The 22559-nt window shown below is 49.1% G+C and carries 17 protein-coding genes; 7 read left to right on the forward strand and 10 right to left on the reverse strand.

Translation table 11 applies throughout. From position 1 onward, the window contains the following. Window positions 1–189: 189 nt before the first annotated feature. The 4 genes from hpf to tyrS all read right to left on the reverse strand — a co-directional run bounded on the left by hpf (window position 190) and on the right by tyrS (window position 4399). Window positions 190–492: a ribosome hibernation-promoting factor, HPF/YfiA family gene (gene hpf / locus KS4_RS04440; RefSeq protein WP_200761570.1), complete on the reverse strand. Its 303-nt coding sequence runs from the start codon at window positions 490–492 to the stop codon at window positions 190–192. A gap of 89 nt (window positions 493–581) precedes the next feature. Next, complete coding sequence (locus KS4_RS04445) at window positions 582–1553, reverse strand: DUF502 domain-containing protein (protein WP_145075174.1); 972 nt, start codon at window positions 1551–1553, stop codon at window positions 582–584. A gap of 201 nt (window positions 1554–1754) precedes the next feature. After that, the gene (locus KS4_RS04450) at window positions 1755–2987 is read right to left on the reverse strand and encodes a Kelch repeat-containing protein (protein ID WP_145075177.1); all 1233 of its coding nucleotides are present in this window, start codon (window positions 2985–2987) and stop codon (window positions 1755–1757) included. A 143-nt stretch (window positions 2988–3130) separates the two neighbouring features. Beyond that, window positions 3131–4399: a tyrosine--tRNA ligase gene (tyrS, locus tag KS4_RS04455; protein ID WP_200761571.1), complete on the reverse strand. Its 1269-nt coding sequence runs from the start codon at window positions 4397–4399 to the stop codon at window positions 3131–3133. A 277-nt stretch (window positions 4400–4676) separates the two neighbouring features. Between tyrS and KS4_RS04460 the strand changes: the two genes are divergently transcribed. Then, the gene (locus KS4_RS04460) at window positions 4677–6014 is read left to right on the forward strand and encodes a glucuronate isomerase (protein WP_145075180.1); all 1338 of its coding nucleotides are present in this window, start codon (window positions 4677–4679) and stop codon (window positions 6012–6014) included. Here the strand turns inward: KS4_RS04460 and dusB are convergent. From dusB to KS4_RS04475, 3 genes are all read right to left on the reverse strand, one after another. Beyond that, window positions 5983–7026 carry a tRNA dihydrouridine synthase DusB gene (dusB, locus tag KS4_RS04465; RefSeq protein ID WP_145075183.1) on the reverse strand — a complete coding sequence of 348 codons (1044 nt, stop codon included), beginning with the start codon at window positions 7024–7026 and terminating at the stop codon, window positions 5983–5985. The genes KS4_RS04460 and dusB overlap by 32 nt on opposite strands. Window positions 7027–7149: 123 nt before the next feature. After that, entirely contained in the window at window positions 7150–8307 is a 1158-nt protein-coding gene (locus KS4_RS04470; RefSeq protein WP_145075186.1) for an ROK family transcriptional regulator, read from the reverse strand. Window positions 8308–8460: 153 nt separating this feature from the next. Beyond that, the gene (locus KS4_RS04475) at window positions 8461–9918 is read right to left on the reverse strand and encodes a bifunctional folylpolyglutamate synthase/dihydrofolate synthase (RefSeq protein WP_145075189.1); all 1458 of its coding nucleotides are present in this window, start codon (window positions 9916–9918) and stop codon (window positions 8461–8463) included. 441 nt (window positions 9919–10359) lie between these two features. Between KS4_RS04475 and KS4_RS04480 the strand changes: the two genes are divergently transcribed. Further along, entirely contained in the window at window positions 10360–11568 is a 1209-nt protein-coding gene (locus tag KS4_RS04480) for a PEP-CTERM sorting domain-containing protein (RefSeq protein ID WP_145075192.1), read from the forward strand. Between the two features lie 105 nt (window positions 11569–11673). Here the strand turns inward: KS4_RS04480 and serS are convergent, their stop codons facing one another. Next, window positions 11674–12999 (reverse strand): serine--tRNA ligase, encoded by a 1326-nt coding sequence (serS, locus tag KS4_RS04485; protein ID WP_145075195.1) that lies wholly within the window; start codon window positions 12997–12999, stop codon window positions 11674–11676. Window positions 13000–13628: 629 nt separating this feature from the next. Here serS and KS4_RS04490 point away from each other — a divergent pair. Beyond that, complete coding sequence (locus tag KS4_RS04490; RefSeq protein ID WP_145075198.1) at window positions 13629–15071, forward strand: phosphodiester glycosidase family protein; 1443 nt, start codon at window positions 13629–13631, stop codon at window positions 15069–15071. Between the two features lie 418 nt (window positions 15072–15489). On the opposite strand, the gene KS4_RS04495 is transcribed toward KS4_RS04490, so the two are convergent. Continuing rightward, on the reverse strand, window positions 15490–16845 hold the full coding sequence (locus KS4_RS04495) for a tetratricopeptide repeat protein (protein ID WP_145075201.1): 1356 nt from the start codon (window positions 16843–16845) through the stop codon (window positions 15490–15492). A gap of 289 nt (window positions 16846–17134) precedes the next feature. Between KS4_RS04495 and KS4_RS04500 the strand changes: the two genes are divergently transcribed. Both KS4_RS04500 and KS4_RS04505 read left to right on the forward strand, forming a co-directional pair. After that, window positions 17135–19324, forward strand: a complete 2190-nt coding sequence (locus tag KS4_RS04500) for a HEAT repeat domain-containing protein (protein WP_145075204.1) — start codon at window positions 17135–17137, stop codon at window positions 19322–19324. A gap of 167 nt (window positions 19325–19491) precedes the next feature. After that, window positions 19492–20055 carry a LeuD/DmdB family oxidoreductase small subunit gene (locus tag KS4_RS04505; RefSeq protein WP_145075207.1) on the forward strand — a complete coding sequence of 188 codons (564 nt, stop codon included), beginning with the start codon at window positions 19492–19494 and terminating at the stop codon, window positions 20053–20055. A gap of 112 nt (window positions 20056–20167) precedes the next feature. Here KS4_RS04505 and KS4_RS04510 read toward each other — a convergent pair whose 3' ends face one another. Then, window positions 20168–20365, reverse strand: a complete 198-nt coding sequence (locus KS4_RS04510) for a hypothetical protein (protein WP_145075210.1) — start codon at window positions 20363–20365, stop codon at window positions 20168–20170. Window positions 20366–20675: 310 nt separating this feature from the next. Between KS4_RS04510 and KS4_RS04515 the strand changes: the two genes are divergently transcribed. Beyond that, window positions 20676–21242 carry a thioredoxin family protein gene (locus KS4_RS04515; RefSeq protein ID WP_200761572.1) on the forward strand — a complete coding sequence of 189 codons (567 nt, stop codon included), beginning with the start codon at window positions 20676–20678 and terminating at the stop codon, window positions 21240–21242. A 393-nt stretch (window positions 21243–21635) separates the two neighbouring features. After that, entirely contained in the window at window positions 21636–22448 is an 813-nt protein-coding gene (locus KS4_RS04520) for a TraR/DksA family transcriptional regulator (RefSeq protein ID WP_145075216.1), read from the forward strand. Window positions 22449–22559 lie beyond the last annotated feature (111 nt).

Raw genomic sequence — 22559 nt, forward strand, 5'->3', positions numbered from 1 at the left:
AGGCGATAATGATGCATTATCATAACATAAAACGCACAAAAAGGGCTGACATGTCGTGCAGCCCTTTTATCACATTATTCGATTTACAGTGAAGCAGCCCCGCGAGGCGGCTTCCAATCCACGTTCCGGCGTACTCAGTGAGTTTGAGTCCGGACAGTGGTCATGATTATCAATCATATCGTACAGCACTTAGTGGTGCTTGTGATTCTTGATTTTTTCTTTGTGGTCGTGGATCTGGCGCTCGATTTTGGATGAAGTTTCATCGATGCAGGCATAGAGATCATCGTGTGCGCCGGTCGCGACGAAGTTGTCATGTCCGTTGATGTGGGCAATAAGCTCACAACCGTAGGTATGACTGTCTGTTTTGTCGATGATGACGTCCATCGAGGTTACGCCGTTGAAATATCTGGCGGCTCGTTTTGCCTTTTCACTGGCATACTCTCTGATCGCTTCAGTAACTTCGATGTGCTTGCCGCTGACAGTCACTTCCATATTCATCTCCTGTCATCTAGGTGAGAAATTGATGTCATGGATCCCGGCCCATTTGAAATTATATATGCATTGAGGGCAGGTATCATCAACTATTTTGTAGTGGATTTATCGTCGATTTCATCGTCGTTCGGTACATCAAGTTTGTTAGTATCAAAAGATTGCGTGTTTTTAAGTGAGTCTTGTGACGGTGGTACCAATACGCCGAGGGAGACGGCGAATTTGAGTGCGTCTTCGATCGTTATATCCAGATCAATCGTGTCATTTTCCGCAATCGTTATGACGTAACCTGTGAAAGGTGTTGGGGAAGATGGAATGAAGACGGTGAGGCATTTTTGGCCGGCACGTTGTTCGATTGTGAGCATGGTTGAGCCGGTGACGAGGCCGACGGACCATAGGCCTTTGCGTGGGTATTCGACTGCAACAACGCGGCTGAATCTGGATTTTGGGTCTTGATCTTCGCTAAAGAAGAAGTCGGTGACTTGCTTAACACTGGGGTAGATGCGTCGGATGATGGGCACGCGGTCGATGAATTGCTCACCCTTCGAGTATAGACGGCGGCCGATGAAGCCGGAGAGGACAACGCCGATGAAGTAGATGATAATAACGGCGACGACGAGGCCGATGAGATTGAGGACATTGAAGCGGCCAATTTTGATGGTATTCCACCATCTGCCAATCGCGTTTTCTCTGGCAAGAATGACGATGTCTGGTTGCTCTTTGGTCCACTGTTCATAGAGAACTTTCTCAACGGCGGGCGAGAGTTCCTGCTGCTGATTTTTGTAGGTTTGAGCAAGCTCAAGGCGTTTGTTGGCCCAGCGGTTTTTTAATTTGGATGTATCGAGATAATCGAGCACGATTTCGCTGTTGTAATCGTCGGATGTGGCTTCGGGCCAATCCGAGAAGGTGACGATGAGCGAGCGGATGCCATCGTTGATGGGGTCTGCGATACGCTGCTCAACGAAGGAGTATGCGTAGTACAAGAGCCAAGCGGTTAAAATGGTTGGCAAGAGGATGCCGAGGCCACGGAAGAAGAATTTTCGGACATGTGATTTTGTTGCCACGCGTTTGCCTGTTTCTTAAATGATCAGTCGCAATGCCCGCCGCGGCGACAGATCGTGTATGAGCATCTGCTCGTGATGCGTGTGTAGATCGTAACGATATTGGTTTGCCATATAACCGATACCAACATCGGCTATTCCCTTAAGGGGAATGTATTTTATCAATCGTACGACCGCTATGCTTATTTCAGGCAATATTTGTGGTTATTCGACAATGCTGGTTATTTCTGATCTTTTGATGATATCGGGGATTTTGAGTGATTCGACGGTTTTTACAGGTCTGGGCATATTAAGAAACGCATATCCACCGGCATCCCCCGTGACTTGTCCACCGAGAACGTAGATGCGGCCATTGCGCGTGAATCCCACAGCATCATCGTGCGCGACCATGGATCGTGGTAGGGGATAGATACGCAAGCCATTGCTGAGAAGTAGGTAGGCTTCGCGAAGTTCAAGATCGCTGCCTTTGAACTGTGATTCGCCTCCCACCATGACTGCGATTGGATTTCCATTGCTATCTTGAGTTTGGATCAGTAAATGGTCTGCGACACCTCGCGTGTGTGGTAGACGTGGCCCTCTCTCAATCTTGTCGTCATCACTGGTTTGCCCGACGTGGATGAGGTGGGTTTCTTTAACTGTTTCGCCGGTCTTGCCGTCTTGTCCACCGATAAGCCAAACTTTTCCATTGCCGATATACATGGCTTGGGCGTCATCGAGTGCGCGAGGTAGTCGAACGCCTAGCAATCTAGAACGTTTAGAATCCATATCGATGAGTTCCATTGTTCGTTTGCTCTCACCTCCGATGACAAGAATTTGCTTCGTGTTGAGTTGGACAGAAGTATGAGCGATGCGGTCTTCACAAAGTCGGATGAGCTCTTTTTCCCATGTGTTGGTTTTTGAGTTGTAGATGGCAGCGTAGTCGTTGCTGATTGCGAGGATATTGCCGTCATTTAATGCATGGGCAGTCGGGACAGCCATAGTGATTGGGAGGCTATCGCCAACAACGGTTTTGTTATAGTCATTTGAAATGATTTCACATGAGCGGAGTGGTTCGTATTGTCCTTTTCCGAATTGGCGGCCACCGATGATTAGTATGCGGCCATCGGGTAGTTCGATTTGTTGATGCATAAAACGGGGTATATGCAGTTTGCTGCCTTTATGCCATGTGTCGTCATTGGGTTTGTAGATAGAAATTTGTGTCGCTTCGTCACCGTTCGCTTTGATGCCGCCTGATACAACATAAGCATCATTTTTACTTGAGTAGCTTCCTGCCGCCGCGATGACTCCAACGGGCATGGATGTGTGCTGTTCCCAACCAATGTCGTCGTGGCTGATTGAAGCAAACGTAGGGTCATAAGCACAACCGGACAATCCGAGAAGAGCTGTTAACGCCAACATGATGATGATTGATACGCTTTTGAGCGTTCGTTGATTCATACTCAACCTCACTTTCAAGTTGCCAGTTTAGCAGTAGATGGGCGTGTCTAATATCGGGGATACACGTATAAAGCCGCAACTTTTGTTGCGGCTTGGATGATTATTCAGAATTAATCGAAGTCGATCGTTGGCAAAGCCAACACTTAGTTCGAGATATCAAATCGGTGCATACGTTTTTTGCCAGCACGAAGCAATATGTATCCGTCTTTCACGTGCTCATCAGTGACCTTCATCAGAAAATCACTGATCTTTTCATCATGCAAACGAACGCCGCCGTTTATGATAAGTTTTTTTGCTTCACCTTTTGATTTGGTGAAGCCTGCCTTGCAGAGCAGATCGCGGACATCCAGCCCGTTATCTAACTCGCTGTTAGGCAAGTCGGAATTTGGAATTGAGTCGCCTGTGACGTCGGCAGCGGCGCTGAATGCTTTTTGTGCGGATTCTTGTGCTGCTGTCGCTTCATCTTCGCCGTGGATGAGCTTTGTGACTTCGTAGGCAAGGCGTTCTTTTGCGGGGTTGAGGGCAGCCCCTTCGCAATCTGTAAGCTGATTGATTTCATCCATGGGTAGGAAGGTGAAGAAGCCGAAGAAGCGTTTGAGGTCGGCGTCTGCGACGTTACGCCAGAACTGGTAGAACTCGAAGGGTGAAGTGCGGTTTGCATCGAGCCAAACGTTGCCTGCTTCGGATTTACCGAACTTGCCGCCGTCGGATTTGGTGATCAGTGGGAAGGTCAAGCCGAAGAGTGAGGCGTCGTGCATTTTGCGGCCAAGCTCGATGCCCATAACGATATTGCCCCATTGATCCTGCCCGGCAATTTGAATGGTGCAGCCTTCTTTTTGGTTGAGGTACGCGAAGTCATAGGCTTGCATAATCATGTATGAAAATTCGAGGTAGGTGATACCGTCGCCTTCGCCGGACATGCGGCCTTTGACGGACTCCATTGAGAGCATACGGTTGACGGAGACGCGTGAGCCAACTTCACGGAGTAGATCAATCCATGTGAGGTTTTTGATCCAATCAGCGTTGTTGACGAGCTTCGCACCGGTGGGCGAATCGTCGAAACGGACGACACGGCCGATCTGCTTGGCGATGCAGTTAGCGTTGTGGTTGACTTCATCAATGGTGAGCATTTTGCGGGTTTCGGTTTTGCCGGAGGGGTCACCGACGAGGCCAGTTGCGCCGCCGACGAGGACGAGGGGGCGATGGCCGCAGCGTTGCATGTGGGCGAGACCCATGATGGGGACGAGTGAACCGATGTGCAGCGAATCAGCGGTCGGGTCGAAACCGCTATAGGCGGTGACGGGCTTCGCGAGGATATCACGAATATTCTCGTCAGTGGTTTGCGCGAAAAGGCCTCGCTCTTTGAGGACGTCAAAGAGGTTACGTGATTCGATTGCGGTGTCATTACTCATAGTCCGTGCATTTTAGCGTGAATAGCGATGCGGGTGAATTTGAGGGTTTGGGATCTGTGGTAAACCGAGTTGTATTGCTGTGTAATTGCCTAGCTTGTTTTGCTTGAGCCGATCTGTAATTTGATAATTTCGATCATGCGATTCACAGATATCAAAAATAATTCACGGGTATCTTGTAAAAATTGCCTATAAATGAAATGTCGGTGCATAATGTAGAGTTGTGAATGTCAATTGTTGTTTGACTAATTCGATCTTGATTCTCAGGCCAAGGTAAAACATGCAAACCACAAATCTCGCACAAACTGTTCGTACCATCATCTCTCAACAGCGGGTTACGGATCTGCACACCCATTGTTTTGCTCCCGCGTTTGGCTATAAATTGAGTATTGAAAAAACTCAGGGGGCAGGCCTATTGCTTTGGGGTGTTGATGAATTGGTGACGTATCACTATCTGATTGCAGAGTTATTTCGGGTCGTAGGAGCAGATCAGATTACGCCAGATCAGTTTTATGGTCTGTCGAAGATTGAGCAAGCGAATTTGATTTGGGATGAGCTTTTCATCAAACGAACACCACTTTCCGAGGCTTGTCGTGGTGTGATTACGACACTTACAAAACTCGGTTTAGACCCGAATACGCAATCGCTTGATCCCATTCGACAATGGTTTAGTGAGCAGGATGTTGATTCATATATCGATCGTGTTATGTCCGTGGCAGGTGTTGATCACATTGTTATGACGAACGAAGTGTTTGATGCGGCTGAACGTAAGTTGTGGCTGTCAGATGCTGAAGCGTTGAAGCGTGATTCACGATTTAGTCCGGTGTTGCGTATCGATAAGTTGCTGAATGATTGGCCGAGTGTATGTCAAGATTTAGTGGAACTCGAATACGCGGTATCTGAGCCAGTAACACCTGACACACTTGCTGAGATTAGGCGTTTCTTAAATGATTGGCTTGACCGTACAGAAGCGATATATGTGGCCACCTCGTTTGGACCGGAGTTTCGTTTCGTGCCAGATGGTTCGGAACCGACAGAGTGTGAGTTGATTATCGAGCATGCGCTCATGCCGGTGTTGGCTGAACGCAATCTCGCTTGGGCATTAATGATCGGGTCTGTTCGTGGGGTGAATCCAAGACTCGGTGATGCAGGCGATATGTGCGGTAAGGCGGATATTTCTTCACTGACGAATCTTGCGTTACGGTTCCCTGAGAATAAATTCATGGCTACACTCTTAAGCCGTGAAAGCCAACATGAACTATGCATCGCGGCGAGGAAATTTGGTAATCTCTTGCCATTTGGATGTTGGTGGTTCTTGAATAATCCATCGATTATTGAAGAGATGACGCGGGAGAGGATTGAACTGCTCGGTACTTCATTTAGCCCACAGCATTCCGATGCTCGTATTCTCGATCAACTTGTCTATAAATGGGATCATTCGAGGCAAGTTTTGTCGAAAGTTCTAACGGAAAAATATGAAGATCTAAGTCGAGCCGGTTGGATCGTTACGGAAGAGCACATCAGAAATGATGCAGAGCGTTTGCTCCGTAATAATTTCAGAACGTTTGTGGGGATGGATGAATCCGCTATGTTGCGAGTTCAAAAGACGGGTCAGTGATGCCGTCTTCTTGGCTGATGCGTTCGAGTCCAGCGTTTAAGAAGTCACGCATTTCGCTTGCTGTTTTAACGTATTGAATATCACGCTTGAGATTCGGCCACGGTTGAAGGTGAGGCGAGTAACGCGACATGCGGACTCGGATCGTGTTGGTTGCGATACGTTCATCACGCATCGTGAGCATATTCTCAAAGTGTCGTATGACACACTTCATGCGTTCAATGCGAGGGTAGGGGCGCGGCAGTTTGCCTGTCTCAAGATGGTAAACAATGTCGCGGAATAACCATGGTTGGCCCATTGCGCCGCGAGCAACCATGATGCCATCGCATCCTGTTTCATCTATCATGCGCTTAGCATCTTGAGGTATTTTGATGTCGCCATTTCCAATAACAGGAATGCTATGATTAGACTTCAACGCGGCAACCGTCTCTGCGATCAACGGGATTCTAACCGATGGTTTGAAGCGTTGTTCCGTGGTCCGGCCATGAACAGTAATCATGGCGATGCCGACATCGGCGAGTTGTGTGGGCAGCGTGGTATGAATTAATGAACTGTCGTCCCAGCCTAGCCGTATCTTTGCGGTTACTGGGATATTGACTGATTTGACGATTGCCTCAGCCATCTTGATGGTATTGCATGGATCGCAGAGCAGTTTGGAGCCGCCGTTTCGTTTCGTGACTTTATCGACGGGGCAACCCATGTTGATGTCGATCATCGTTGCGCCATGGGCTTCAGACCATTGTGCGGCCTCGGCCATAATTTCGGCATTGGCGCCGTATAGCTGCATGCAAACTGGTTTGTCATCGGGAGAAGTGGCGGCCAGCCAGAGAGATTTTTCATTTTCGGATAAAAGTGCCTGAGGGCAAAGCAAGTCCGTGCAAGTTAGGCCAACTGCTGCGTGGCCTTTGTAGCCCGGGACGGATCGGACAACAAGCCTATACGCAAGGTCAAAATATCCCGCGACAGGCGCTAAAAAAGCATTTGAGGGTAGTTGTACGTTGCCAACTTGAAGCATCAGAGGATTTTAGGGGTTTTATGGCCTGAGGCAAGGGTGTGGCGGGTTAGCTGTTGGGTGTGATTGACGATTACGATTTGCGATCGTGCCAATCATATCTGAGGTAATGCTGCCAAGGATGATTTAGATAATGAGCTGAGTAATTGGGTTGTCGTTATTGGTGAAGTCCTCGGCTGCGCGTTTGATCAATGCTTGTTCGAGTGCAGCAAGGGCGGCGCCGTGGCATACCGCTTCTTCGCCTAGCTTGGCGTAATGGATCTGAATTGAGCGGTCAGGAAACTGGATTAACTGGTTTGGCAAATTGTCATAAAGGTATGCTAGAAACTGCCTGTTTTTGAGTGGGAAGTTGGTACCCAAAACATATGCTTGCGGGTCAAGTAAATTCGTGATGATCGCAAGAGAGGTTAGTAATTGTTTCGCGTACTCAAGCAGTGTAGGGCCAAGCTTTGCATCAGGATCAGCTAAAAGATCGAGCTGCTCTTTGGTGAGAATTTCATCATACTGCGGGTAAAGGCGGTGATCGATTTCGCCTGCTGCGTGGTGAAATCCAGCTTGATGTTGGCCGTCAAGATGGATTGAAGAGCCGTAGCCTGCAAATGAAAATCCAGCACCCTTTTTAATGATACTAATCATAAGATAGATGAAAGAGTGCAGGTCACGTGCCGAGCCTGCGGTTTTTTCTGCAATCGCAGCGGCATCTGCGTCGTGCAGGATAGAGATTGGCGTATCCGCAAACTCACGCTGTAATTTGTGCTTGAGTGGGTAGTCTGTGAGCTTCAGATCTGAGGATGTGCAGATGACGCCAGTTTCAGGTTGAACAATGCCTGGGACGCCAATACCCATACCGAGAAATTGTCCTGGAGGCGCATCAAACTCAGCGAGGAACAGATTGATTGTTTGTCGCAACTGTTGAGCGAGATTATCGAAATCATTGGGGATCGCGATTGATTTCTTTGCGAGTTGGTTGCCTGCCGCATCGTAGTAGATGATCGAGACATTACCCGAAAAAATGGAGATGCCTGCGCACCAGCCTAATTTGGGGTTGATTTCAAGGAGTACTTGTTTTTGCCCGACTGTTTTTGATTCTCTCTTGCCGGTGGAAATGAGAATATTTTTTTCGAGAAGCTCTCTAACAATATACGACAACGTGGAATTCTGGAGGCCGATCATCTGTGCAAGCTGCCGTCTGGACAGCTGGTTGTGGTGTTGGAGTAGCTTGATGGCAAGCGCACGATTGTGTGCTGCTGCGAGTTGCTGATTTGCTTTTGTGATCTTAGCCATGAGCGGATTACATTGTTGTTATTGCGAATTTAAGTAGTCCTGGATGAACTAGTGAATCGCATTGTTGTAGGGTTGTCAAATATCATCAGCCCGGAGGTAAGAAAAAACGCTCAGTCACTTCTGAGCGTTTTGGGTTTTGTGTAAAGTGTTAATCTACTTTTTGTTTTTCTTGCCAGCCAGATCAAGGAAGAACTTGCGTGCTTCACCAGCCAGATAGAAAGAACCGGCAACGACGATAATGTCTTCACGTGATACTGCACGAGAGGCAAGTCGAAGTGCATCTTCAAGCTTTGGAGCACATTGAGCCATCTTACCAGACATCTCTGTAAAGTCTGACATCAGGTCTTCTGCATCAACAGCACGTGGATTGTGTTTGGCTCGTGTGAAAATGACTTTGTCCGCGCCAAGAGCGACTTCCTGTAGCATCCCGTTGATGTCTTTATCTTGGCCGCAGCCGAAGACTAGTACCAACGAGTCATAGGCAATATGTGCCCCGAGTGCTTTGATGAGTGCTTTAATTGAAGCAGCATTGTGTGCGCCATCAATAATCACACGCGGCATGGGGTGAACAAGTTCCATACGTCCCGGGAGTTTGGTTTTTGCAAGGCCTTCAATGACCTTTTCCTCAGGAAGATTGAAACCGTGATTTTTCAGTTTATCGATCATCGCCAACGCGAGGCCGCAGTTGAGAGACTGATGCTCGCCCTGAAGTGGAACTGGCAGGTGTTCGAATTTAGATGTTTCCGTTGTCACGCAAACACGTGTATGAGGGCCTAACTCGCGGTTAGCCTCGAAACGAAACGAAAAGTCAATATCTTCGCCCGTAAACTGAAGCGGTGTACTATTTTCTTCTGCGCATTGCTTTAAAACATCGGTCACTTCCTCAGATTGAGGCACAGAGACTGCTGGGATACTTTGTTTGAATGTACCCGCTTTTTCTTTGGCAATATCTGTCAGCTTGTTTCCAAGTAGGTTTGTGTGATCCTTGGAAATCTGCGTGATACCTGTGACAAGTGTGTCGCAAACAGTCGTGCAGTCCAGTCGGCCGCCGAGCCCTGTCTCCAAAACAACAATGTCAACGCATTCATCCGCGAAGTAGCACAATGCGGCAGCGGTCATGATTTCAAAGAACGTTGGCAGGTCTTTGCCTAATGCCTTCTCGACCGATGCAATACGCTTGAAAATATCGGCACAGTCCGGATAGGAAACCATATTCCCGTCAATTGTGATTCGCTCGCGAAGATCAATCAGATGGGGTGAGGAGTAGAGGCCAACGGTGTAGCCACAGTTTTGAAGCATTGAGGCAAGCATCGCACAGGTCGAGCCTTTGCCCTTGGTACCCGCTACTTGGACGCATTGCAGCATTTCATGCGGATTGCCCAAAAGGTCCAACAGCTTGCGCATACGTTCAAGCTTAAAAGTGTCTTCGTTGTAGTTGATCAGACGCATGCGTTCATAATCTACGTGGTCGTAGAGCCAACGCAGGGCAGTTGTATAGTTCGTAATCTGTGATGCTGGGAGGACTTTGACGTTATTGGGATTTTTAGAAGCGCTTGAGCTGGTGGATGCCGCGCGCGACGATTTATTCTTCGAGGCAGTAGTCGTTGGCATAGTCCAGCCAGTGTAGCAGAAGCCCGCCTTTACGTCAAATTGCTTGGCTTAAGTGTATATACTTAAATGGTTTACGTCGAATATAGCGTTTTGCGTAAGCCGTGCCGATATGGCAGATTTTGAATACTCAAACAAGACTAATTGTGGTTTATTATCTTCTGCGATAATAATGACTCGATTTCTAATTCGCTGTCGAAAATAGGTTTATGCCATATACGGACAATCAATGGACATATGTAGGTTGTGTTACAGCTACAAATCTTACAATTGCTATGACCGTGTTTCTGTCGCAAATAGTATGATTTGTCTGCTAAATGATTTGATGGGTATGACGCGGTGTGGTAGTTTTAATCCCATTAAGGGTCAATTGACGAAGTATGCTCCTAAGTTGACCTATCACGAGAGAGACGCGAGAACAACATCATTACAAAGAGAGAGATCATGCTAAAACAAGTATGCAGTGTTTGTAGCTGTGCTATTGCGATATCGATCGCGACACCAGTGCAAGCTGATATCGTGGAGGGTTCGTTTGCAGGTGGCTCATTCTGGGCGGATTCGCCCGGTAGCTGGTTTGGGATGGGCAATAGCACAGCCATCTCCGGCACAGTCCAGTTCAACAGCGATGAAATTTTCGACAACGTGGCAAGCAATAACAAGAGCGTCATCCTCATTGGCGACTACTTCACGCAGCCCGGCTTCAATTTTAATCTGAATATGGGCAATCTGGCGCTGACCGACAGCCATATCGCTTTCAAAGATCAGCAGAATTCCGCGACGCTCCAATTCGGTGTGACTGGCTCAACTTGGAAATTTGAGGGCCTGTTTGCACAACTCGACTTCAACTCTTCAGGTAAAGCGTATCGCCTTGAGCAATCTGGTTTCACATGGGAGGTCAAAGAACGTAACTCTGATGGCACCACGACCCTCAAGCCGGTTCTCGTTTCGGGCTTCTGGAACTACGGCCAGCTTAATATCACGAATCTCAACAAGCCGAAGCCAATCGCGGATGCAGGTGGCGATTACGTATGGACTGCTAGCGACTTTTTTCTCAGCCTAGATGGTTCTGGCTCAAACAGCCCCGATCCAGATCCAGTCCTTTATGTTGACGAATACCAGTGGACGATGGGTGGCAATGAGTACAGTGGCGTTAACCCGCAACTCGGCACGTTCGATGTTGATTTCCAAAGCACGACAGATTCCGTTGATATCACGCTCGACGTGAAGGATTCATTTGGTGTTTGGAGTGAGGCAAGTGATACTGCGACGATCTCGTATCAAAATGCGGACCCGATCATTGATGCGTTTACCGCGGTGAATACAGATGAAGGCTTGGCGCTTGGCGTTGAGTTTAGTGATGTGGATCTGAACGCGATGTTTAATTTCATGACGCCCGGCTTCGAGTCGCATGACGTGGAATTTACCTACGCAGGTCAATTGCTTGGTGAAGATGCTTCTGTAATCTTGGATCAAAAACAATTGCTCGCAATTTTTGGCGATAGCGATGACTACGAAATTACCGTGACGGTGACCGATCGGGCAGGCGTATCCGTCAGTGATTCGATGTTGGTGTCGGTGGTGGTTCCTGAGCCGGCCAGCCTTGCGTTGATGGGTTTGGCAGGATTAATGGTCATGCGGCGTAAGCGTGCGTGATGGTGTTGTAAATATTATCAATTAAAAAAACTGCCTATTATTAGGCAGTTTTTTTATGCTTAGTTTTTTTTCTATTTCGTGGTTAGTCGCTCTGGAGGCAGTCGATCAGCTTTTCTTTTCAATCTTGGTCATGCCGCCCATGTAAGGCCTCAAGCATTCGGGGACGGTGATCGATCCGTCTTCATTTTGGTACATCTCCATCACAGGGATCAAGATACGTGGCGAAGCGATCACGGTGTTGTTGAGGGTGTGGCAAATTTGAACTTTGCCCTCTTCATCGCGGTAACGAAGGTTGAGACGGCGGGCTTGAAAATCGTAGAAGCGTGATGCGGAGTGGGTTTCGCCGTAGGACTCGCGTGAAGGCATCCATGTTTCGATGTCGTACTTAGCAACTTGGCCCATGCCGAGGTCGCCTGAGCAGACGTAGACGACACGGTATGGGAGGCCGAGCCGTTGGAGGATTTCTTCAGAGTTCTGAAGGATTTCGTCGTGGAATTTTTTGGAGGTTTCCTCATCGTTTTCGCAGATGACGACTTGTTCGACTTTGTCGAATTGGTGGATACGGTAGAGGCCGTGGGTGTCCTTGCCGTAGGTACCGGCTTCGCGACGGAAACAGGTGGACATCGCAACGGTCTTGAGCGGCAAATCTTTACGATCCACCATCTCGTCCATGTGATAAGCGGTGAGCGAAACTTCGGACGTGCCTACGAGGAAAGCGGTTGGGTCTTCCTCTTTCATTTCGTATGCCTGATCGCGGCCCATCGGGAGGTAGCCGGTACCTTCCATTGCGTGTTCACGAACGAGCAGTGGCACGTTTTGCGGGGTGAAGCCTTTCTCGAAAACCATCATGTCGTAAGACATGCGAAGGATGGCTTGGTGAAGTAGAGCGCCTGCACCGGTGAGATAGTATGAACGTGAGCCCGCGATTTTGACGCCGCGTTCGACGTCGATCATGCCGAGGTCAGCGCCAAGAGCGACGTGATCTTTTGGCTCGAAGTCGAAGGTTGGGATCTCGCCAACTTTGCGGAGTTCAACGTTCTCAGCATCATCTTTGCCAAGCGGAACGTCGTCAGCTTGTGGCTGCGGTACACGGAGGAGCAAGTCTTTACGCTCAGGCTCGATGGCTTGGATGCGTTCGGTGAGTTGCTGCTCTTCTTTCTTAATTTCGGATGGACGAGCTTGGAGGTCCTTCATTTGTTTTTGAAGGTCTGCTTTTTCATCATCGGAGGCTTTTTTGAGGCGGCCTGCAATTTGGCCGATCTGCTTGCCGATCTGATTTTTCTCAGCGGTCAGCAACTGCTGCTTGGAGAAAAGCTCGCGATATTCATCGTCAAGTTTGATCAGCGCGTCAACATCCACGCCAATATGCTTATCAGCGGCGGCTTTGCGGAATTTGTCCGGATTACTGCGAAATTCTTTGATATCGATCATAGTGAGGGGATTTTAACCGGTATCGCGGCAATGGGCGAGTTCCCAGTATTTCGCCAATCTAGCCAGTTTCCCTGCGTTACAGGCCCTACATGACATTTTACACTCGTATTAAGTGCTGTGGGAGAGAGTGATGCGCAATAATGGGGTACTAACGTGTTAGGAATTGATGAAATTGCGATAACGTTGGTACCTGATTCAAGAACATGCACCAGTAAAAATATTGCCACTTAATCTGAATCCTCATAAAAAAGATGCAGCGATGTGCTCATTATCACAATAGCCATTAACAACTCATTACTAATGGCCTCTCTACCATACTCCTGAAAACGTGAAAGGCAGTTGTTGTTTGTATGAGCTGATTGGATATGTTCGCCTCATCCAAAATGTAGTGCTTCATTAAGTGTTGATCGTTTGTTTGATAATTTTTTACTTCAATGGTTGAATTATTTTGTTGTTATTCTATTTCTATCCTGTAGATTTATATAACAATTAATAAGCGCAACGTGATCTGCACACAATTTGCTCCTACAAACGCAGCCCGACAATCCAATTCCATCAGCCCAACGTTTTGCCTCGTTGTGTTATCCCATGTTCACTCACCATCATCATAGATATCAGGAGTATGTAAGATGAGATGCCAGCACTTATCAACTAGCCTTGTTGCTGTTGTTGCATTATTAGCGATCACTTCAACATCTTTTGCTTGGGAAACAAGCAACCCTTTCGAAGGCGTTACCTACAATAAGCTTCGTGAAAAAGATGTGCATCCCATACTCGGTTGGCACACCAGTCATCTATCTGTTGATGTCTTTGAAATTGATATGGACGCCAATGGTATCTCATTAACTTCTACGCCTTCCAACGGATCCGCGCTCGGCGAAACGAATCGGCAGACCACGCTCAACTTCATGAAAGCCTCTAACACTGAAATTGCATTCAATACCTCCTATTTCTATACACAAACAGACGGCGGCAATAATAATCACGGTATTCTTGCCTCCGATGGCGATCTCATCTCTCCATGGGGGACCGAATTCCCCTTCACCGTTTGGCCAGCCATCAATATCACCTCCGACAATAATGTTGAACTTGTGACGGAAAATGGCAAGAATATTTTCGACTACCATAATGCAGTTACAGGTTCCGCGGTTATCCTACACAACGGCAACGTAATCGGTGACCCAAACTCTGGTATTCATCCTCGTACATCAATCGGTTACAACGAAGTGGATAACAAGCTCATCGTGATGGCTGTCGATGGTCGCAGTTCCTCATCCTACGGCGTACGCCTTTCGCACCTTGGCACACTCATGAAAAACTTCGGTGCAACTTGGGCCATCAATCTTGATGGCGGTGGTTCCACTCAACTGACGATGGACAACGGAACCGCGCATTACGTCAATACACCTTCAGACAAATATCGGGCCGTCGGCGCAAATATGGGTGTTCATGCCAACGTTGATAACACCTATACCGAAATCGCAAACTTCGAGCATAACAACCAAGGCAATTTTAATTCGGCGCTTACTCTCTCCGGATCAAACATTAACCTTTCAGGCTCCTCCAATTATCTAATTACAACCGACAGCGCCGCCATTGGGCACGCTTCAGTTAAATTAGAACTGAATAAGAACAATGATGATTCCGGCTTTTTCTGCCGGTTCCTCTCTGGTGGTGGCGCCGCACCAAATAACACAAAGTATGCAGCCGATGGCTTCCTCGGTATTTGGGCCAAAACCAATGACGCTGATCAGCAAATAGCCATCGCGATCGACGAAGGTTCTGACCTGGAAAAATCAATCAAGCAAGATCTGATTGCGGACGGCCAATGGCATTACTACGAGTGGCAGCTTGATGACAACAGCAACTGGGAAAATTTTGTTGGCAATGGTGAAATCGATAATGCTACTTTTTCGATCGATTCAATCCTTCTCTATGGCGAGCAGAATAGCACGGTCTACCTGGATCATCTCGCTCATGATACTGATGAATCCATGGTCATCCCAGAACCTGCAACCATTACCTTTCTTTCACTGGCCGCGATTACTTTTCTCCGTCGCAGCCAAAAATAGAATCTCTAAAGTTAATCGATAAACGTGCAAGCCCTCAAAAAATTCAGAAGGCTTTCTTGTTAGTAAATTCTGATTAGAGAATACTGATGGTATTTCGATAATGAGGCTATTTTAATATGCGTAGTTACTGCAGTCAGCTTCAGTAAGTTTGAAAATAATCCCACCGCAGCTTGTTGACTTGTAAACCAGGGATTTGTGCGACATCGGTGTGGTTTGAGAATGCGTTTCGGCGCTCGGTTTCAGCAGTGTTGCTTGTTAAATTGAAGGTCATGAAGAGTGGATCAGTCGCATTACTATGTGAGCAAGCAGAATCAAAATCGATTCAGTTAGCAGAAGTATTTGAGCTGTGGGGTTGGTTTTTGAGCCGGAATATCTGAATTAGTGTATGCGATAGCACAACGCAGAAAAATAAACCGATTTATGTCTTTCTGAATTTAGCTTGAAACATCCCCCACCATTCGAGCAGTGTCAGATGTCGTAGGCGGTGAGCCAGCGGAGCGTAATCGTCAGCATGTGGCGCAGCCTGCTTCAGTCGGCGTAGCCACGCTCTTGCCCGTGTCATATCACGCATCTGAATATAAGCCAACACCATATTCCGTAGCGCCTGCGCATTCTCAGGCCGCAATTGCAAACAATGCTTTAACGCCGCAACCCCCATCTCAATATCACCAATCTTTAGCCGAGCAATTCCGCCATATAAATACGCATGGGCTAGTTGATTCTCATCGCTAATGACATACGCTCCTGTGCTGTTTTCCAGCGTAATCAACGCATCCAACGCCTCCTCAGGCAAATCCAACTCGATAAACAATCTCGTCATATCCAGCAGCTGCTCAACCGATTGCCCCAGCGCATCCAATTCCTTGATCAGCAGCCTTCTTGCTTCATCTAGTTGCCCACGCTTGTGCGCTATGATCGACAGCCCCAAATTGATTCCCGGCCTTTGCGGGTCTAGCCGCTTCGCTCTTTTGAACCGCCGTTCCGCCGCATCTACATGTCCTCGCTGCAATGCTAATTGCCCAAGCTCCGCATGCGCCTCGGGCAACGCTGGATCAAGCTCAAGCGCCTGTCGCAATTTTTCAGCACCCTCCGCATCGTAGCCCATATCAATCAACAGATAAGCCAACTGCAGCAGCGTATCCAAATCGCCCGGCTCGACGCGCAGTTGTCTTAAAAACAACCGCCTCGCTCGTTCTTGATTTCCCATACGCATATGGATCCGAGCCAGATTCCCTCTAACACTTGGATAGGATGGATCTAGACGAAGTGTTTGTTGCCAGCACCAGATCGCCCGCTTGAATTCCGAACGATAGGACAGTGACTGCGCGAGAAAGTCATAACAGATCGGGCATTCCTCCTCGATCTGCCTAGCCAAATAAAACATCTCTTCCGCTTTTTCGTGATCCCCTAACTGTGTATAGGCTGCAATGCGTTGGCAGTATGTCGCCTCAGTGCCCGGTTGTAACGCTTCAATTTCTTCTAACAGTTTGATCGCCCGATGAGGTTTTCCAATCCGAATATGGTTCACCGCGACGCACATCCGTGCACCGATGTCTTGCGCATCCAGATCCACCGCCCGCTGATAGCTGACGATTGCCTCCTCGTACCGCTCCATCGCATCCAATGTCAGCCCCAAACCATAGTGCCATTCCGGTTTGTGTGGATTCTGACTCAGCGCTAAATTCAGCGCATCATAAGCCTGCTCCCATTGACCTGCCTCAGCAAATCGGTGAGCTCTTTCCGCATGTTGTTCAGCATCAAACCAGTCGTTCATAAGCCGCGACTTTCCTGTTGATCAGCTATCAACCCGCCGAACCTGTCATACTTGCCGATCCTCTATACTGATCTATCGACTATTTTACCACGTCCTGCCTATCAAAAGGAAGGATAATCACGCGATTCTCCCCTGCGAAATCTGTTATCTGAATTTCTGCTTAAGCCAAAAAAATTACCAGCCTTATGAATGAACCTTGTTAAAACTTTCCGATCTGTTAAACGTATATCCAATACAGTACGCAGATTAACTCCTGAACAACGCACTTAAGCCAATGGAATGGGCACGCATGGGTCTATATTCGCATCGTGGTCGAAATCAACAGTCTCACCATAACCCTGTTTTTGGGGTTCGCTGTCGCCATTGGCTCTCAGTTACCCTTTTCTCATGCTTGCTTTGGGGCTGTTCTGCCGCCCCCACCGGCATGCTCCCCGATGCCATCCTTGATATCACCCCGGTCAAGTCCGAATCCCAAGCCAAATACATTCAGCTCAGCGATGAAAAAAATCCCACTGATCAGCGACGCGAAGCCGCCGATTATCTTCTAGCGCTCGGCTCCACCGAATCCATCAGCCTGCTCAATAAATCCATCGTTTCAAACAGCGATCCGCAAGCCACCGATGCCGTCCTTCAAGCCATTATCCTTTCCCCATCCACGCCGCCGACCTCGCTATACGACAGCCTGCGAGGTCTGCTTCTCCGCGCCGAAGGCAATCTACGCTTCCGCGCCGCCGAGGCGATCAGCCGATATAACAATGACGACGCCATTCGCACCAACATCATCCGCCTTGCCAACAACGACAAGTCGCAAATTGAGCATCGGCAAGCAGCCATCCTCGTCCTCTCGCGTATGCACTCACGCATCGCAGCCCAAGCGCTCATCAATCTAACCGCTCCCGAGCAGCCTGACGCCATCCGTGCTGATACTTACGTCGCGCTTGCTCTTCTTGCTGGCGACAACACCCGAGGCCAGGACCGCGCCAAATGGCTTAGCTGGTGGGAACTCGCACGTACATGGTCCAAAGACCGCTGGTACGCATCACTCATCAACAACACCACACGTCAAAACGCACGCCAACGTCTCGAACTCGAAGAAACCACCCAATACCTCTTTGCCCTTGGTCGCTCCAGCTACCGCAACTCCAGCGAATCCGATCGCCCTAAAATCCTCGCATACATGCTCACCCATCTTCGTCCGGTTCGGCAACTTGCCATGGAGCTAGTCCTTGAACGTATCCTCGATCGCCAACCCTTTGACGAAAATCTCCTCACCGCCTTGCGTGATCGGCTCACCGATAGCAATGCCAACATCCGTCAGCTCGCTGCGCTCCGTCTTAACGATCTGCTTGATCAACCCGCCGCAAAAATGATTGCCAATAGACTACAAAACAAGCAAGAAATCTCTCAAAGCGTTATCAACGCCGACCTCCTCCTCCTGACCAACATGCCCCAAGCTAATGCGGTTGAGACCGCGCTCAATCTCCTTGAAAACCCAGCACTTCAGCACACCGCTGCCGGTATGCTCGCCGCCGCATCCGAGCATTCTCTCTTAAGTGAAACTCAAGCCGCACAAGCTGCAGTCTACGTTCGCCAAATGTTCAAACATCCCAACGGCATCTCACCTCAGTCTATTCGTCTGTTAGGTAAAGTTGGACGTGACAACGATTGGAACACCATTGCCGAGCTCATCGATCACGAAGACCCCGCATTGCGCCAAGCCGCCGCACAAGCCTGGGCAGACTCTGATCGCTCACTTAAAATATTGGCCGACCGTGTCTCCGATCTCATCATTCAACCGATCGTTATTGGTGCCGCAACTCAACGCGGTAACGATCCTTTCACACTTTTTGAACTTGCCAAATATCCACCCGAACAGCAGCAAAACCGTGAAGCGTGGGGCAGGGCACTATCCGCCATGGCCGGCCGCGTCTCACCTGATACCGTCCTAACGATTACTGAGGGCATCCTCAACATCGAGCACGTCAATCCAGAAGCCGCCGTCCTCGCCGAATCCATGATCACCGCCTCGCTCGAAGCGCACCAGCAACATGATCAATTCAAATCCGAAATGATGTTGTTGCGCCTTGACCGTGCAGAGATTTGGCTCAAGGCCAGTAACGTAGCCGGGGCGATTGGTGACTATCAATACATCAACCAAAACATATCCGATCTCCTCATGCCTCATCGCAGCCGCTTCTACCGTGGCTTCATCAAAACTCAACTCCAGCGTGATGCCATCGAATCTGCTTTCGACATCGCCCGAGATCTCTTCAAGCTCATCAAGCTTCGTGGCATCGCCCCTACCGACGACCCCATCGTCAATCTCTTTACGACCCAAGCTAAATACTACATTGATGCCCAGCGTTACGAAGAAGCCCAGCTCATTCTCGACAAACTCCGCGATCTTCTCGGCGACCAGATTTCTCCAGACGCCGCCCTCAAACTCAATCAACTCGATAATCAGCTCTCCTCGCCCTGATTCCTCCCTTCCCCTCAAATATGACCATCCACATCCCATCCGTTATACTGGCACCCCGCTCCTGATTCGGCGGTGGCGTCCTCGCCTCCCCACGCAGGCATCACTCGCGTCTACAATCAAACGCGCCCTGCCATTCTTCTCGGGAGCCTTCATTACGGAGATCCAACATGGAAAACATCATCACCGGCAAAGCATACGTCCTTGGCGATGACATCGATACCGACCAGATCATCCCCGCTGAATTCCTCTCATACGACCCCTCAAAGCCCGAAGAACGCAAGTACTTCGGCATGTACGCAAACGTCGGCGTCCCCAAAGGCCAACGCGGCCTCCCCGATGGCGACATCCCTTTCGTACCCGAAAATGAATTCAAAACCGAATACACCATCCTCATCGGTGGCAAAAACTTCGGCTGCGGCTCATCCCGCGAACACGCACCGCTCGCTATCGCTGAAGCCGGCGCGAAAGTCGTCATCGCTGAATTCTACGCACGTATCTTCTTCCGAAACTGCGTCAACGGCGGATACCTGCTTCCATGCGAATCCGTTCAACGTCTCGTCGAAGAGGTCAAAACCGGCGATAACCTCGAAGTCGACCTCGAGAAAGCTGAAGTACGCAACACCACCTCCGGCAAGGCATACGCCCTGAAACCACTCGGCGACGTCAAGCCCATTATTGAAGCTGGAGGCGTCTTCGACTACGCTCGCCAATCTGGCATGCTCGAAAAATAAATAGCCTGCCTCCCTCATCCCCCCCTTAAAAAACAATCATCAGACCCGCCCCACGGCGGGTTTTTTTATTCTCCCCATCCTCCTCCCCATCCTCCCCGCCTACATTTTTCTCCTACTTCAAGCCCGCCAACAACCAACCCCATTTCCTTCTCCATTCTCTAACTTTTTTTCTTCTCAAGTAGCCGCGACCTGACAGGTCGCCGGTCTTGACCCAATGCGTATTGAATTGAGCTGATGCGTTTCTTTCAAGCCTGCCACCGCCGGTGGCAGGGTGTTTGCAACAACCAACCCCAATCGCCTGCAATCTCATCCCTCCCCCCGCACCTGCCTCCTTACGCCTTTTTTCTCCCCTCCAGCTTGATGTTTCGCCAATTCACGCAATCCTTATTCCCTGTTGACAGCCTTGTAGGACACTTTTTGACGTAATTGGCAAGAATTTCCACATTTTCCGCCGATATCCACGGGCTAGCCGATCGGGAATAATTTCCATGATCCCACGGGTTGGTCACACAATCCCCCCCCCCACCCCCCACTTCCTTCCTCATCCCCTCACGCACCTCCTCATTACCTTGAGCCATACCACGCTCAACCAACCTAAAAGCAAACGGAGAATCATCCCCATGGATGCAGCATTCCTAAAAAGCATTCACGACGCCGCCACCGACTACCCAACCTATGTCGCCACCGGCAAACCCCAGCAGCAAGCCGACTGGACCGATATCTATAACCAAATCGAACTCACAGATGCTCAAAAGCAGCTTCTTGCCGAGTTCTCTCGTGAAATGAAAATTATTGTCGTCTCAGGTATCTGGTGCGGCGACTGTGTTCAGCAAGTTCCGCTTATCGAGAAAATTGCTCAAGCTTCCGATCGCATCGATCTCCGCTACGTAGACCGCGATGAAGTCCCCGAGCTTCGTGATCAGATCACCATTAACCAAGGCACACGCGTCCCTGTCGTCGTCTTCCTTGCAGAAGATTATGAGCAAGTTAGCTGGTACGGGGACCGCACGCTATGCCGTTATAGACGCCTCGCTGCTCAGCAACTCGGCGGCGCATGCCCACTTCCAGGAGCACCCGTGCCCGATGAAGAACTTGAAGAGTCACTCCAGTGTTGGCTCAACGAATTTGAGCGCGTCCAACTCCTCCTCCGTCTCTCAGGCCGCCTCCGCCAAAAACACGGAGATTAATCTCCTCCCACTCCAGATTTCATCCCGCACCGCAAAATAACCCTCATGACAGCGCAAACATTACTGAAATCACGCTAGACACGCCCATTCCCCGTACCCCCCGCAGCCTCACCCACCTGTAGCAGACAATCATGTAAGTACCTTGCAGGTAAACCTGTGCCGGTCATTCCGATCCGTGGAATCCAAAGTTCTACAGATCATTAAAATTGCTTGCGGTTTGTTAATCCCAAAGTTAAGATTCGGCCACCTCGGGCCCAATCGCCTGATTCACACGAGAGAGAGTTCCGGATTCTTTCGATTACACATACCTGTGAATTTTGGTCATTGAAATAAATAATCACTCCCTCTTAGTTGTTTCAGATTAACAACTTACAGAACGCATGGAGTCTCACGTTGGCTAAGAAAAAAGCGACCAAGAAGAAAGTTGCCAAGAAGGCAGCCAGCAAGAAGAAGGTAGCCAAGAAAGCTGCAACGAAGAAAGCCGCCACCAAAAAAGCGGTCGTTAAGAAAGCTGCAACGAAGAAAGCCGCCACCAAAAAAGCGGTCGTTAAGAAGGCTGCCACGAAAAAGGCTGTGACTAAGAAAGCTGCTACCAAAAAGAAAGTGGCAAAGAAGAAAGTGGCCAAAAAAGCAGTCGTTGCCAAGAAAGCCGCGACTAAAAAAGCCGTCACGAAAAAGGCCGCCGCCAAAAAAGCAGCAACCAAAAAAGTGACTAAAAAGAAATCGACAGCGTCCAAAACCCGACGCAAACCCATCATCCCAAAAGCTCAGGAAGAGGAAGTTATCGATAATTTCCTTATCGAGCTCACAGAAGATGAACTCAAAAAAATCGATTCTGGCCTAAGTGCCGCCGACCTCGAAGAATTCACCGAGCTTCTCCTCGAAAAACGTGAAGAAATTATCGGCGACGTCGAGCATATGGAGTCCGCACGCGATAAAGCAGGCAACCTCTCCAACATGCCGCTACACATGGCCGACGTCGGTACTGACAATTACGAGCAAGAGTTCACTCTCGGCCTCATGGAGTCTGAACGCCGACTCCTCCGCGATATCGACGCCGCTCTCCTGCGCGTCCGCAACGGAACCTACGGCATCTGTGTCCAGTCAGGCAAACCGATTCAACGTGTCCGCCTCGAAATCAAACCATGGGCCAAGTACTCAATTGAAGTTGCCCGTGAACGTGAACGCCGCGGCCTGCCGATCTGATTTTTTTCACATCCGCAGCATTTAAACCGATATATAGACTCATTGAGCGTGACCGGCGTAAACTGAGACTATCAACGCTCTCCTCGTGAGAGCGTTTTTTACACCCCCCCC

This window comes from Poriferisphaera corsica (assembly GCF_007747445.1).
Lineage (GTDB): Bacteria > Planctomycetota > Phycisphaerae > Phycisphaerales > Phycisphaeraceae > Poriferisphaera > Poriferisphaera corsica.

Bases quoted from the DNA above. Each gene is read 5' to 3' on its own strand.
- KS4_RS04500 (WP_145075204.1), top strand. From the start codon at position 17,135: ATGGGTCTATATTCGCATCGTGGTCGAAATCAACAGTCTCACCATAAC.
- KS4_RS04475 (WP_145075189.1), bottom strand. From the start codon at position 9,918: ATGCCAACGACTACTGCCTCGAAGAATAAATCGTCGCGCGCGGCATCC.
- dusB (WP_145075183.1), bottom strand. From the start codon at position 7,026: ATGCTTCAAGTTGGCAACGTACAACTACCCTCAAATGCTTTTTTAGCG.
- KS4_RS04515 (WP_200761572.1), top strand. From the start codon at position 20,676: ATGGATGCAGCATTCCTAAAAAGCATTCACGACGCCGCCACCGACTAC.
- KS4_RS04480 (WP_145075192.1), top strand. From the start codon at position 10,360: ATGCTAAAACAAGTATGCAGTGTTTGTAGCTGTGCTATTGCGATATCG.
- KS4_RS04460 (WP_145075180.1), top strand. From the start codon at position 4,677: ATGCAAACCACAAATCTCGCACAAACTGTTCGTACCATCATCTCTCAA.
- KS4_RS04470 (WP_145075186.1), bottom strand. From the start codon at position 8,307: ATGGCTAAGATCACAAAAGCAAATCAGCAACTCGCAGCAGCACACAAT.
- KS4_RS04505 (WP_145075207.1), top strand. From the start codon at position 19,492: ATGGAAAACATCATCACCGGCAAAGCATACGTCCTTGGCGATGACATC.
- KS4_RS04490 (WP_145075198.1), top strand. From the start codon at position 13,629: ATGAGATGCCAGCACTTATCAACTAGCCTTGTTGCTGTTGTTGCATTA.
- KS4_RS04495 (WP_145075201.1), bottom strand. From the start codon at position 16,845: ATGAACGACTGGTTTGATGCTGAACAACATGCGGAAAGAGCTCACCGA.
- hpf (WP_200761570.1), bottom strand. From the start codon at position 492: ATGGAAGTGACTGTCAGCGGCAAGCACATCGAAGTTACTGAAGCGATC.
- tyrS (WP_200761571.1), bottom strand. From the start codon at position 4,399: ATGAGTAATGACACCGCAATCGAATCACGTAACCTCTTTGACGTCCTC.
- serS (WP_145075195.1), bottom strand. From the start codon at position 12,999: ATGATCGATATCAAAGAATTTCGCAGTAATCCGGACAAATTCCGCAAA.
- KS4_RS04510 (WP_145075210.1), bottom strand. From the start codon at position 20,365: ATGAGATTGCAGGCGATTGGGGTTGGTTGTTGCAAACACCCTGCCACC.
- KS4_RS04450 (WP_145075177.1), bottom strand. From the start codon at position 2,987: ATGAATCAACGAACGCTCAAAAGCGTATCAATCATCATCATGTTGGCG.